The following is a 14,278-nucleotide window of genomic DNA, read 5'->3' as shown; positions in this document are numbered from 1 at the left end:
ATGATTGTTTTTTAAATTGGATAAAGCATTTATGACAACAACCGTACAAGATCATCCCTACCGCATTCGTGTGGCGATTGCCGTATTTATTTTTGATCTGATCGAGTATGAAGTCACGACTGAACAATTTGAACAAGCCACCATTGGCGCAAGGGTTGCCGTACCCTTTATGAATAAAAAAATGATCGGCATTATTGTCGAAAAAATTGATTGTCAGATTGCCTTTACCCAACCGTTTAAACTCAAGCCTATTATCAAATTATTTAAAGAACCGGCATTGTTTGATCTGCAATGTCTACATGTTTTAAGCTGGGCTGCTCATTACTATCAGTCGCCCATCGGAGAAGTGGTCCTAACCGCATTACCGAATATTTTAAGGCAAGGCCGTCCATATCACTTATTGTCCTATTACTGGAAAATAATTGAACTTCATAATGAAGCAGGCGATGAAATCAAGCTGCCAAAAGCTGGCAGCAAACTTTATGCCGCTTATCAATCCATAAAATTACATAAAAAAGGTGCTTCCGAATCAATTTTAAATATGTCTGGCGTCAGCACCAGTCAGTTAAAACAACTGGAAAAGCGTGGTTTGGTTGAGCATTTTATGCAACCGATCGATTTTAGTCCAACACCAATGCAACTGGCACAAATGCCACTTGATGCCAATGCCGAACAAGACATCGCCATAAAAAAAATACGCAAGGCACTCGGTAAGTATGAGAGTTTCCTACTCGATGGAATCACCGGCAGTGGTAAAACAGAAGTCTATTTACAGGCGATCCAGACTGCACTGGAACGCAATAAACAGGTGCTGGTGCTGGTGCCGGAAATCGGTTTAACACCACAAACCGTAGAACGTTTTAAAGCACGCTTTCTGACCGATACCATTCTTTTACACTCCGGCCTGACCGACTCACAACGCTTACAGGCCTGGCAGCAGGCACAAACCGGCAAAGCCAGTATTATTCTCGGTACACGACTGGCAATTTTCTGTCCCCTGCCACGTTTGGGACTGATTATTCTGGATGAAGAACATGATCTTTCCTATAAACAACAGGATATGTTCCGTTACCATGCCCGTGATGTGGCGCTGTATCGTGCTTTTAAACAACAATGTCCGGTTGTTCTGGGTTCTGCCACACCAAGTTTTGAAAGTCTGTATCTGGTACAACAACAAAAAATGACCCATCTCAGACTTAAACATCGTGCCGGAACAGCCAAACCGCCAAGTTTTAAACTAATCGATTTAAAATCTGCGGAAAAACAACATGGTCTGGCACAAAGCTTAATTGAAACCATCAGACAACAACTGGAAAAAGGGCAACAAGTACTGGTGTTCATTAATCGTCGGGGCTATGCACCTGTATTGATGTGTACCAGTTGTGGATGGCAAGCCGACTGTCCGCGTTGTGATGCACATTTAACCCTGCATTATCATCCTCGGGCACAACTACAATGCCATCATTGCGATTTAATACAACCTATACCAACCACCTGCCCGTCCTGTCAGGCCACAGAATTAAAACCGATTGGTAGCGGAACTGCACGTATCGAGGAGCATTTACAAGAATTATTTCCGGACTATCCAATTTTTCGGGTTGATCGTGATACCACAATGCAATCAAACAGTTGGGAGAAAGTCTACCAGCGTGCCTATCGTTCGGGGGCAGCCATATTTTTGGGCACACAAATGCTGGCAAAAGGGCACCATTTTCCCTATGTCAGTTTAGTCACCATTTTGGATATTGATGCAGGCCTGATGAGTGTCGATTTTCGGGCACCGGAACGTACTGCCCAATTGATCATGCAAGTCGCTGGACGTGCTGGTCGGGGACAAGTGGCTGGACAAGTATTATTGCAAAGTTACCGTCCTGATCATCCATTATTACAAACCTTGATTCATGAAGGTTATGCAGCCTTCGCAGAAAAATCTCTGGCTGAGCGTAAAATTGCCCAACTGCCACCTTATCGCTATGCAGCATTAATCCGTGCAGAAAGCCAAAACGATCTGTTTAATCTGGAATTTTTACAGATGGCCGCACAAATATGGCCAAACTTTGGCAATACCGAGGTTGAATTCTGGGGTCCAATTCCTGCGCCAATGCAGCGTAAAGCAGGTTCCTATCGTGCACATTTACTGATGTTCTGTAGCTCAAGAGTCGCTTTACAACAACAAATCAGCTTGTGGTGGCAATGGCTATTTAAACAACCCCGTAAATTTGAATTACGCATTATTATTGATATTGACCCACAGGAACTAAGTTAACCCGAAAAATACAACAGTTAATAAACAAATTCTCATAAAAATATACAACAACCATCAATAAAAAATAAATTTTTATATATTTTTCAATGCATTAATTTTGGCATAAAAAATGCCATAGCATCATACCATTTAATATTCAGGGTATTTTACATATGCTATTTTTTAAAAATCAAGTCAATTCTATGACTAAATCAGGATTATTTCTTTCTACATCATTATTCAGTATATTAAGTTATGCAGATGTTTCTGGAAATATTGGTGTGGTGAGTGATTATTATGCCAGGGGATTAGATCAAACTGGTGGCGTCAGTGTTCAAGGCAATATTGATTATAACAATGCTTCAGGATTTTACCTCGGCAGTTTTGCTTCAAACATCAAATGGTATGATAAAACCGGTGATGGCGTATTTGACAGTGATGTTGAATGGGATTTTTATACCGGCTATGCTAATAAAATTACGGATAAACTCGGCTATGATCTTAACCTTAGTTATATTACGTTTCTCAATGCATCTAAATATAATTTTATTGAAGGTTCTGCCAGTTTAAATTATCAGATTGATGGTAGTGTACCCACAAACCTGAGTGCCAGAGTCTATTTCTCACCTGATCGTAATGGCTATTTGCCTTCCCCAAAAACACAGGATGAATCCGCATGGTATGTCACAACTCAAGCAGATATCCAATTAAAATCCGATCTGATTTTAACCCCTCAAGTTGGCTACGTTTTTGGCGATGCACTGGATCAAAAAAAGGTCGGTGGCATGAATAAGTTTATCAATTATTCGCTAAGTTTAAATAAACAGTTTAAAGAAGGTTTTTCTGCCAAATTTTCTTATGTTGGTATTGATCTCGATGGTCATGATAATAAAATTATTCTGGGTTTAAATAAATCATTTTCATTCTAATCTAAATAATAAAATAGCCTATTATGAATAATAGGCTATTATAAATTAAATAAACACCAAATATTCTTTTTAATATTTAGCATTAAATCACTGCTTATAACCATGCATGACGTTCAGGTTGGATATCATTAAGATAATAATTACCGACAATATAATATTTCCAGCGTACCGGATCATGTAAGGTATGCGTGCGAGCATTACGCCAGTGACGATCCAAATTATGCTCTGCCAATGTCGAACGGGTGCCTGCCAATTCAAATAATTTATTACTCGCCAGAATTGCAATTTCGGTGGTTAAAATTTTGGCCTGTGCCACCAAAATAGAGGCTTGCGCCGAATTTTGTTCAGTTTGTTCTTGAATCGCAAGATCAACTTGATCCGCAGCCAGATCCAGAACAGCTTCGGCTGCCAGCAATCGGGTTTTTAAATCACCAATTGCAGCAATGCTAAAATGATCTTCGGTCGCACTTTCCTGTTTGGCATCAATCCAAGGACGGGTATAGTGTTTGACGTAATTGATGGTTTCCTCAATCGCACCACGCGCCAAGCCTGCATCAATCGCTGCCTGTAAAATTTGTGAAATTGCTCCTGTTGGTGTGGGATTGGTAAAGGAGTTAATCGGTACGACATATTGTGCAGGAACCCGTACGTTTTCAATAATCACTGTCCCGCTGGCTGTGGTTTTCTGACCAAAGCTCGACCAGTCATTGATGATAGTTAAACCCTCGGTTTCTCTTGGGGTAAATGCCAGATAAGCATTGCCCTCATCATCTACGGTAACAATCGGAATCCACTGTGCCAATAATGCCCCTGTAGAAAAGAATTTCTTGCCATTTACGATATAATCATCATCCTCTTTTCTAATTTTAGTCTGAAAATCAGCGACGTGTTTATTGCCAATTTCCGAAAAAGCATTACCAAAACGATTGCCTTGTAATACCAGATCATAAAAAAACTGTTTTTGCTGTTCAGAACCATCAAAAATCAGGGTATCCAAAATCGCAACATGATTTTGTGGAATCTGTCCAAGCGAACCATCGGCTGACGAAATGGTTTTAAATACTTCCACCACAGTACGATAGGAAGCACCAATGCCACCATATTCTTTTGGCACTCGAATGGCCCATAAACCACTTTGTGAATATTCATTTAATTCATCAATCGGCAATTGTCGGTTCTGGTCACGTTCAGCCGCACCCTGTTTAAATTTTTCTGCTAGTTGTTTGGCAATCTCGATCGCTTCGGCTTCGGATTGAATACGGTGTGCAGTCTGTTTTGGCGTGGACTGAATATATTGATCAATATTTAAGTTACCCATATATTTGCTCTCTTATTTAAAATACATTATTAAAGTTTTCTAATGCTGCCATTAGAAAATATCTTCACCTTTCTAAGGTTATTTACGCTTATAGTGCATCAGCCATGCCAAATTTAAATCTTTGAATAATCTATTTTTATTATAAAAATATATGCTTAGACTGTACTTTTTTTATCGATCCTGATGATTGACTGTTGCCTTAGAAACAGCATTAAAACTTAATGCTTATATCACTGGGAAATAGATAAGTGTTGTTCACTCAACAGTGATTAAACATTTATGACAACAACAAAAGGATAATTTGACTTGGGTAGAAAAATAAGTAATTGAAAATATTATAAAAAATTATTGGCATGGTTCCCGCATTAACAAATCAATATCAAATTATTTTTGAATTTTCTCCTTGGTGCCAACATATGCTACAAATTGAACATCTTTATAAAAATTATCAAAATCCTGCGACAGAACACGTCCAAGTATTAAAGGATATCAATCTCTATGTGGCCAAAAAGTCTATTACCGCAGTGTTAGGTCCGAGTGGATCAGGAAAGTCCACACTGTCTAAATGTGTCAGTTTATTAGAACGGCCCAGTCAAGGCAGCATTAAAGTTGATGGTTTAGATTTAACCTATCTGTCCGAAAAAGAATTAAGCACTCACCGACGGAATATCGGTGTGATCTTTCAATCATCCTCTTTGCTTGGCCGTCGTACAGTGGCAGAAAATATTGCATTACCCTTACATTATCTCGGTGTGACGGATCAGGCCATTGCTAAACGGGTACAGGAATTATTGGAAAATGTCGGCTTATCAGATCGTGCACACCATTATCCAGGTCAACTCTCTGGCGGACAAAAACAGCGTGTCGGTATTGCACGCGCCTTGGCACTTAAACCCAAAATTTTACTGGCAGATGAAGCGACCTCCGGGCTAGATCCCGAAACAACTCAGTCTATTCTCAACTTGATTAATCGTTTAAAAGACGAACTGGAACTCTCTGTCATGTTGATCACGCACGAAATGGATGTGGTTCGTCAAGTTGCAGATCAGGTTGCAGTACTCAATGCCGGTCAAATCATAGAACAAGGCGCATTACAGCAACTCATTCTTAATCCAGACTCAACCATTGGCAAACAATTATTACCCTTAAAGCAACCTCAGCATCTTGCTGCCGATTTGACCCTGCTGGAAGTGTTGTATTCGCATGCAAGTGATCAGGAACAGTCTTGGTTAAATGATTTTTCACAACAGTTTAATCAGGGTGTTCAGTTACTTGCAGCAAATATTGAAGAAATATCCAAAGCCACCGTGGCACGTGCGTTAATTGGTTTTAAAGGTATTGATAGCGATCAAGCCATTAGATTCTTAAAGACTCACAACATACAAGCCCAAGTCTATCAGACGAGGGCGAATAACAGTCAAACCTGTCATTAAGATCAAAATATATGACGATACAAGCAGCAAACACAATAAATAAACCATGAGAATCATATGAGTGAAAACCGTTTACCAGACATTGCATTTAATCAAAACACGCCATGGTCTGAAGTGCCAGAGATGTTACTGCCTGCCTATTTGGAAACATGGATAATGGTTGGCATTGTGATGACGCTGGTCATCATTATCGGTGGTTTTGTGGGTGTGCTTTTGTTCAACAGCTCGAAAAAAGGTCTTTTCCCTCATCGTTCACTTCATGACGTATTAAGTATATTGGTCAATATCGGGCGCTCTTTACCTTTTCTGGTCTTAATGGCGGCAATTATTCCTTTCACCAAATGGCTCACAGGCACCACAATTGGTATTCCTGCGGCTGTAGTACCTATGACCATTGCAGGCATTCCATTTTTTGCGCGCTTGGTTGAAAACGCCTTGCGTGAATTACCCGAAGAAGTCACTGCTGTAGGTCGTGTTTCAGGTGGATCAAATCTGCAAATTATTCAATCGGTACAACTATCCGAAGCTCTCCCCAGTTTAATCTCGGCAGCCACACTCAACACCATCACCATGATCGAATATTCAGCCATTGCCGGCACTATTGGTGCAGGGGGTATCGGTTATCTGGCGGTGGTTTACGGCTATCAGCGCTTTGATCATCACATCATGATTGCCACCATTATTACCCTTATTATCACCATTCAAGTGGTACAACTGGTCGGTCAAAAATTAAGCCAATGGGCAACACGACCATGAGCATTTTAATAATTTCCAATCTTAAACAAGATGAAATAAACTTGAGGATTCTCCCATGAGTAATAGCCCTACTGATTTTGAATTAAAAAAATCCAGCAAAAAACCCTTACTGATCGGCATCGCGATTCTTATCATTGTGATTCTAATCGCAGTGTTTAGCCTTAAAAAAAATCAACACAGCAGTGATTTCGGTGATGTTCTTAAAGTCCATTTTGAACCTGCGATGGCAGGAGAACAACGTATCATTGAATTTGTTAGTCAAAATATTGCACCCGATTACGGTATAAAAATTGAAGCAGTTGGCTTACAAGATCCAGTACAGGCCAATCGTGCGGTAAACGATGGCCAATATGCCGGAACAATTTATCAGCATCAATGGTGGTTAAAACAAGTCGTTGATGCAAATGATTTTAAGCTCACGCCAACCGTTGAAGTGTTTCAATGGGCATTTGGCATTTATTCCGATCGTTATAAAAACTTTGCTGATCTACCAGATGGCGCAACGATTATTGTTCCCAATGATGGTGCCAATCAGGGACAGGCATTGTGGTTACTACAACGTATCGGTGCAATCGGCTTAAATCCAGCCATCGAACCTCGGGTGGCAAAACTACGTGATATTCAGGACAATCCAAAAAATTTCGTTTTTAAAGAACTTGATTTACTGTCATTACCGCGTGTACTGGACTCCGTAGATGCTGCCATTGGTTATGTTCTACAATTTGATGCCGGTAAAGTTCCGCGAAGTAAAGGTATATTATTTCCACCTGCGCCAAAAACATTTGCATCTCGATTAGTGGTTGCAACCGAGCATTTAAAAAACCCACAGATTATTAAATTACAACAAGCCTTTGCAGATCCACGTCTAGATGAATATTTACGGACTACCGATGATCCTCTAGTCAAAAATGTGTTAACGCCGGTATCTGCCGAATAATCCCATTGAAAAATCAATCAAAAAATAGAGGAAATGATCATGACCAAACAAATTCGTTTTAATGCATTTGAAATGAACTGTGTTGCCCATCAATCACCGGGCCTATGGCGCCATCCGAGAGATCGTTCATGGCAATATAAAGACATTGAATACTGGACAGATTTGGCACAAATTCTGGAAAAAGGTATCTTTGATGGTATTTTTATTGCCGATGTCCTCGGCACATACGATGTTTTCCATGGCGATAATCGCCATGCCCTACAAGGTGCGGTACAAGTCCCAGTCAATGATCCATTACAACTGGCACCTGCAATGGCAGCAGTAACCAAACATTTAGGCTTTGGTATCACGACCTCTATCTCTTTTGAGCATCCTTATCCATTTGCCCGTCGTATCACCACACTGGATCATTTAACCAAGGGACGGGCGGGCTGGAATATTGTCACCTCCTATTTATCCAGTGGTGCAAAAAATATCGGACAGGACGATCAAGTATCTCATGATGACCGTTATGATATTGCCGATGAATATTTAGAAGTCTTATATAAATTATGGCAAGGCAGCTGGCAGGATGATGCGGTGGTGCGTGATCGTGAATCAGGGATTTTTACCCATGCTGATAAAGTGTTTCCGATTGAGCATGAAGGTAAATATTTTAAAGTCCCCGGTATTCATATTAGTGAACCGTCACCACAAAGAACGCCCGTTTTATATCAGGCTGGCGCATCATCCCGTGGTAAAAACTTTGCTGCCAAACATGCCGAATGTATTTTTATTTCTGTGCCATCAAAAGTTCTATTAAAACGTTTTGTGGACGATACCAGACAACGCCTACAAGCCGAAGGTCGTGATCCAAACAGTGTTTATATCTATACGCTGGCGACCATTATTACCGGCGCAACTGATCAAGAAGCTCAAGATAAGCTCAAGGAATATCAAAAATATGCTAGTCATGACGGTGCATTAACGCTGGTATCTGGCTGGAGTGGTGTTGATTTTGCCCAGTTTGGCAAAGATGACCGAATCCAATATATTAAAACCAATGCCATTCAATCGCTATTGGAATCTTATAGCACTGCCGATCCAAGTCGCTCGTGGACTGTCGATGAGGTCGCAGAATGGACCAGCATTGGCGGTAATGGACCTGTATTTGTCGGTTCTGCTGCAACCATTGCCGATGTTTTGCAAGAATGGGTAGAAGAAACTGGTGTAGATGGTTTTAATCTCGCCTATGCAGTGGCACATGAAACCTTTAGTGACGTGGTTGAATATGTGGTGCCAGAATTACAGAAACGAGGGGTTTATCCTCAAGCCTATCGTGAAGGGACATTGCGGCATAAGTTATTTGGTCAGGGAGATCATTTATCTGCACCGCATGTTGGTGCAAGTTATAAACGCTAGAAAAAATGTGATGGTGAAATTTTTTCACCATCACATGCCTCTTGAAGAACAATGATCAAGACACAGTTGATGTACGGGTATTGGGTGACAACAAACCATGTTTGATTAATCGGGCACGGATAATATTGCGACTAACACCTAATAGTTTTGCGGTATGTAGCTGGTTTTCATGGCAATATTGATAAGCAGCTTCGGTAATTTCCGCTTCCAGCTGTTCATTTAAATCTTCAATGCCCTGCTCGAACCATTCAAATAAAATTTGTTTTAAGTTCTGACCCGCCGGTTGATAAATGGATAAATCAGCATCGTGTAAAGACAACTTATGCTTAAAACCTGTCAATTGAAAATCATAGCTTTGAATGATGCCATTTTTACAAATCAATAAAGCATGATGTATGGCATTTTCCAGTTCCCGAATATTCCCCGGCCAATGATAATCACATAATAATTGCCGAGCCTCTTCACTTAAAACCGGTGCAAGCCGTTTAAGGCTAGTGGAATAATCTTCAATAAAATGCTGTGCTAACGGCAGAATATCACCAATACGCAAACGTAACGGCAAAATATGCAAAGACGCAACTTTTAAACGAAAATATAAATCTTCCCGAAAATTTCCTGCATAAACTGCTTCTTCCAGTTTGATATTGGTGGCTGCAATGACCCGTACATCAATTTTTTTACTCTGTCTGGAACCTAAGCGTACCACTTCATTTTCTTGTAGAATACGCAGTAATTTGACCTGAATACTTGGAGATAAATCACCAATTTCATCAAGGAAAATCGTTCCACCCTGCGCAGCTTCAAACCAGCCGATTTGATTACTGATTGCGCCTGTAAATGCACCACGCTCATGACCAAATAGCTCTGCTTCGGCCAATGTATCGGACAAAGCACCACAATTCACTGCAACAAAGGGTTTATTTTTACGGTTCGATAATGCATGAATCTGGCGGGCAACCAGTTCTTTACCTGTACCTGTTTCACCAATAATTAATACAGTTGCTTCACTCGGGGCAATTTGTGCAATATACGACATCAGCCGTTTTGAATTTTGATCTTCAAATACATAGGCACTGGCCTTGACCGTGCGAACCAGTTGACGAGATTCGGGATGCTTGACGATCTCCATAATTATCTCCAAAATTCATGAGGACAGATACATTGCATGGCAATGCCTCAAACAAAAGTAGCGATCAACAAAAACATAAATGCTGATTCGTAGTGATCAACAAGAAAATTTAAACCCTATATGCTTTGATAAATGATTAAAAAAGATGAAAGCAGCATAGGACAAATCGAATTGGCATATTTATGAATAACGCTGCAACATGCCTTAATGATATTGAGTTAATTTAATTTTTTTATTCGAGTAATACCAATAAGATTAAATGCTAAAAATATTCAGTTTAACTATTAACGTTTCTTATGTTCAAAGGATGATGATGAAAGCTTGATAAAAAACTGTTGCATGACCAACAGTGAATCAACATCTTTTCCCACACACCGAATAAACCAACCGATATTAAATTATTACTCTATTGTTTTATATAAATAAAATTATTGGTATATAGATTGCAAAGAAGTAAATATAACGTTTTAACAGAGTTAACTTACAATGAATATTTTCTGGTTTTTACCAACGCATGGCGATGGGCATTTTTTGGGGACAAGTGAAAGTGCCCGACCCGTTTCTCTACCGTATTTAAGACAAATTGCGCAAGCAGCAGATTATCTTGGCTATTATGCTGTATTGATTCCAACCGGTCGTTCCTGTGAAGATTCGTGGGTGGTGGCTTCGGCACTTGTGCCTTTAACCGAAAAATTAAAATTTCTTGTGGCCATTCGTCCAGGGATTATTTCTCCGACAGTTTCAGCCAGACAGGCTGCCACGCTGGATCGTTTGTCCAATGGACGTTTATTGATTAATGTGGTGTCAGGTGGCGATCCTGATGAGAATCTAGGTGATGGTTTATTTCTAAACCACACTGAACGCTATGAAGCTGCCGATGAATTTCTACACATCTGGCGTCATGTTTTACAAGGCGAAGCAGTGAATTTTGAAGGCAAACATCTGACTGTTAAAAATGCCAAGGTGCTCTATCCACCTGTACAGAAACCTTATCCACCGCTGTATTTTGGTGGTTCATCGGATGTTGCACAAGATTTGGCAGCCAAACAGGTCGATGTTTATTTAACCTGGGGTGAACCGCCTGCTGCGGTCGCAGAAAAAATTGCACAGGTGCGAGCCAAAGCAGAACAGCAAGGACGGCAAGTTAAATTCGGTATTCGTCTGCATGTGATTGTACGCCGAACCAATGAAGAGGCATGGGCAGCCGCCAATCAACTGATTGAACATATCTCCGATGAAACCATTGCCAAGGCACAAGCCTCTTTTGCCCGTTTTGATTCCGTCGGACAAAAACGTATGGCAGAATTACATCAGGGACGACGTGATCAACTGGAAGTGTCGCCAAATCTCTGGGCAGGTGTAGGATTGGTACGGGGTGGTGCAGGCACCGCATTGGTCGGTGATCCGGAAATGATCGTGGCACGCATCAAAGAATATGCGGATCTGGGCATTGAAAGTTTTATTTTTTCCGGTTACCCACATCTTGAAGAAGCCTATCGTTTTGCAGAACTGGTATTCCCTTTATTACCGGAACCCTATGCCAGTTATGCTAAATTTGGTCAAACCAATCTCACAGGTCCCTTTGGTGAAATGATTGCCAATGATGTGGTTCCACCACACAAAAATGCACAGGGATAAATCATTTTAAAATCTATGCCAAAACATGAATATTATGGTCAGAGATACAGCCCCATGCCCTTTACCTTTAAAAAAAGATCACGATATTTTGCAGGATAACAAAATATGAATGTTTTTAATCAAACGCATCGCATTAACCAGCTTTCCGATGCAAGTGCTGTGGCACAAGCACTTGCACAGCAATTTGCACATACCGCAATTGAACGGGATCGGCAAGGCGGCACACCCAAAGATGAACGTGATTTAATTCGCCAAAGTGGCTTACTGTCTTTATCAATTCCCGAAGAATTTGGCGGGTTTTCTGCTTCATGGCAGCAAACTTTAGATGTGGTAAGAATTTTTGCCCAAGCAGATAGCTCACTTGCCCACGTTTTTGGTTTTCATCATTTACATTTAGCCAGCATACGCTTGTTTGGCAATAGCGCACAGTGGCAACGCTGGTATCAACTCACTGCCGAAAAATCATGGTTTTGGGGTAATGCCTTAAATCCACTGGATAAACGCACCATCGTTAAATATCAAGACGGCTGGTACGAGTTTTCCGGTAAAAAAAGTTTTTGTTCCGGCGCACTTGATTCTGAAATGCTGATTGCCTCAGGTCTGGATGAACATACAGGAAAATTATTGATTGCTGCCGTACCAACATCACGTTCAGGAATTACCTTATATCACGACTGGGATAATATTGGACAACGCCAAACCGATAGCGGTAGTGCCATTTTTGAACGTGTCCGTGTTGAAGCCAAGGATATGCTGATCGACCCGGGTCCACTTAGCACGCCTTTTTCCTCATTAAGACCATTAATCGCCCAACTGATCTTTATCAATATGTTCCTTGGCGTTGCCGAAGGCGCACTGGCTGAAGCCAAACAATATACCAGCAAAGAAACCCGGGCATGGTTTTTGTCCGATGTCGAACATGCAACCGATGACCCATATATCCTGCGACATTATGGTGAGTTCTGGCTAGAACTTGAATCATTACGTTTGCTCAATCAACATGCCATCAGTAAATTGCAATGGGCATGGGAGATTGCTGAGGATTTAACCGAACAACAACGTGGTGAAGTTGCACTTGCTGTTGCAACTGCTAAAGTAGCTGCGACCCGAACCAGTCTGGATATTAGTAGTCGTATCTTTGAAGTGACAGGTGCACGAGCCACTCATGCCGCCTTACGTTTTGATCGCTTCTGGCGCAATGTCCGTACCCAAACCCTGCACGATCCAGTGGAATATAAACTCAAAGACCTTGGACAATGGGCTTTAAATGACCGTTATCCCAAAGCATCTTTTTATTCATAATGGATACGATGACATTTTTCAATACTGCACGATCCGCTGAGGAGATCCTTATCTCAACATTAAATCATCGTATAGTGACAAGGATATAATGGAATGCGACAAGATATTATTACTTTGCCCGAAATTACCCAACGTAGTCATTCCCACAAAGCGACGGCACAAGTCTTTAATGATCCAGAATCACAAAAATTACTGGAATATATTAAACAGATTGCGCCAAGTGAAGCCAGTGTTCTGATTCATGGTGAAACAGGTACAGGCAAAGAATTGATTGCAAGGCAAATTCATGAACATAGTCATCGTCGCCACAAACCATTTATCGCGGTGAACTGCGGTGCCTTTTCTGAAAATCTGGTGGAAAGTGAACTGTTTGGACATGAAAAAGGTGCTTTTACCGGCGCATTATCCAGTAGTGCGGGCTGGTTTGAAGCGGCCAATGGCGGCACCTTGTTGCTCGATGAAATCGGTGATTTATCTAAACGCATTCAGGTTAAATTATTACGGGTCTTACAGGAACGAGAAGTGGTACGCTTAGGCTCACGTAAAAGTATTGCCATCGATGTACGGGTTTTAGCTGCCACCAATGTCAATCTGGAACAAGCCATTATTGCCGAACAGTTCCGTGAGGATTTATATTATCGCCTTAATGTCGTCACCTTAAATATCAAACCATTACGAGAACGTAAAGGTGATATTTTACCATTGGCCTATCATTTTATTGACAAATATCATGCACAACTGGGCTATGACAAAGCCGAATTTTCAGCCCAAGCCAAACAAAAACTGAATGATTACTGGTGGCCCGGCAATATTCGTGAGCTGGAAAACATGATTCATCATGCCTTATTGATTTGCCAAAATGGCATCATTCAAAGTGATGATTTGCCTTTGTTAAAATCCCCTGCACAGCGTGCCAACGATAAGCATCAGCAAGAAGCCAAACGCCCTGTGATTGATGCAAAACTCAAAGAAGTCTTTCAGGGTTTATTTCAGCAACACGAAGGCAAAGTGTATTCACAGTTTGAAGAACAATTATTACGGGTCGCCTATGATTATTGCCATCAAAATCAGGTAAAAACTGCTCAATTATTGGGTCTAAGCCGCAATGTGGTTCGTTCAAGATTAATCGAGTTGGGAGAATTGGTGGTGAGTAAACGGGGAGATTAAAATTTAAACTATAATTAATAATA

At 40.9% G+C, this 14,278-nt stretch carries 11 protein-coding genes; 9 read left to right on the top strand and 2 right to left on the bottom strand.

Translation table 11 applies throughout. The annotated features are described in order from the left end of the window. Positions 1–31: 31 nt before the first annotated feature. Entirely contained in the window at positions 32–2,266 is a 2,235-nt protein-coding gene (locus CRO21_RS07645; protein ID WP_097078733.1) for a primosomal protein N', read from the top strand. Between the two features lie 152 nt (positions 2,267–2,418). Beyond that, on the top strand, positions 2,419–3,174 hold the full coding sequence (locus tag CRO21_RS07640) for a TorF family putative porin (RefSeq protein ID WP_228150387.1): 756 nt from the start codon (positions 2,419–2,421) through the stop codon (positions 3,172–3,174). 94 nt (positions 3,175–3,268) lie between these two features. On the opposite strand, the gene CRO21_RS07635 is transcribed toward CRO21_RS07640, so the two are convergent. Then, complete coding sequence (locus tag CRO21_RS07635) at positions 3,269–4,492, bottom strand: SfnB family sulfur acquisition oxidoreductase (protein WP_097078732.1); 1,224 nt, start codon at positions 4,490–4,492, stop codon at positions 3,269–3,271. 416 nt (positions 4,493–4,908) lie between these two features. On the opposite strand from CRO21_RS07635, the gene CRO21_RS07630 reads away from it, so the two are divergent. Genes CRO21_RS07630 through CRO21_RS07615 form a run of 4 tightly spaced genes read left to right on the top strand, consistent with a single transcriptional unit; the run spans position 4,909 to position 9,019 of the window. Beyond that, positions 4,909–5,925, top strand: coding sequence for a methionine ABC transporter ATP-binding protein (locus tag CRO21_RS07630; RefSeq protein WP_097078731.1), 1,017 nt, complete (start codon positions 4,909–4,911; stop codon positions 5,923–5,925). Between the two features lie 57 nt (positions 5,926–5,982). Beyond that, positions 5,983–6,681 (top strand): methionine ABC transporter permease, encoded by a 699-nt coding sequence (locus CRO21_RS07625; RefSeq protein ID WP_097078730.1) that lies wholly within the window; start codon positions 5,983–5,985, stop codon positions 6,679–6,681. A gap of 55 nt (positions 6,682–6,736) precedes the next feature. Then, complete coding sequence (locus CRO21_RS07620) at positions 6,737–7,618, top strand: MetQ/NlpA family ABC transporter substrate-binding protein (RefSeq protein WP_097078729.1); 882 nt, start codon at positions 6,737–6,739, stop codon at positions 7,616–7,618. A 39-nt stretch (positions 7,619–7,657) separates the two neighbouring features. Further along, on the top strand, positions 7,658–9,019 hold the full coding sequence (locus CRO21_RS07615; protein WP_097078728.1) for an LLM class flavin-dependent oxidoreductase: 1,362 nt from the start codon (positions 7,658–7,660) through the stop codon (positions 9,017–9,019). 55 nt (positions 9,020–9,074) lie between these two features. Here CRO21_RS07615 and CRO21_RS07610 read toward each other — a convergent pair whose 3' ends face one another. After that, positions 9,075–10,148 carry a sigma-54 interaction domain-containing protein gene (locus CRO21_RS07610; protein WP_097078727.1) on the bottom strand — a complete coding sequence of 358 codons (1,074 nt, stop codon included), beginning with the start codon at positions 10,146–10,148 and terminating at the stop codon, positions 9,075–9,077. Between the two features lie 486 nt (positions 10,149–10,634). On the opposite strand from CRO21_RS07610, the gene ssuD reads away from it, so the two are divergent. From ssuD to CRO21_RS07595, 3 genes are all read left to right on the top strand, one after another. Continuing rightward, positions 10,635–11,786: an FMNH2-dependent alkanesulfonate monooxygenase gene (gene ssuD / locus CRO21_RS07605; protein WP_097078726.1), complete on the top strand. Its 1,152-nt coding sequence runs from the start codon at positions 10,635–10,637 to the stop codon at positions 11,784–11,786. 105 nt (positions 11,787–11,891) lie between these two features. Beyond that, positions 11,892–13,088 (top strand): acyl-CoA dehydrogenase family protein, encoded by a 1,197-nt coding sequence (locus CRO21_RS07600; protein WP_097078725.1) that lies wholly within the window; start codon positions 11,892–11,894, stop codon positions 13,086–13,088. Positions 13,089–13,181: 93 nt separating this feature from the next. Further along, positions 13,182–14,255, top strand: coding sequence for a sigma-54 interaction domain-containing protein (locus tag CRO21_RS07595; RefSeq protein WP_097078724.1), 1,074 nt, complete (start codon positions 13,182–13,184; stop codon positions 14,253–14,255). Positions 14,256–14,278: the final 23 nt, after the last annotated feature.

Source organism: Acinetobacter puyangensis (assembly GCF_900096995.1).
Classification (GTDB): Bacteria; Pseudomonadota; Gammaproteobacteria; order Pseudomonadales; family Moraxellaceae; genus Acinetobacter; species Acinetobacter puyangensis.
Note: the sequence above shows the minus strand (reverse complement) of the source record. Positions and strands in the feature narration are given on the sequence as shown.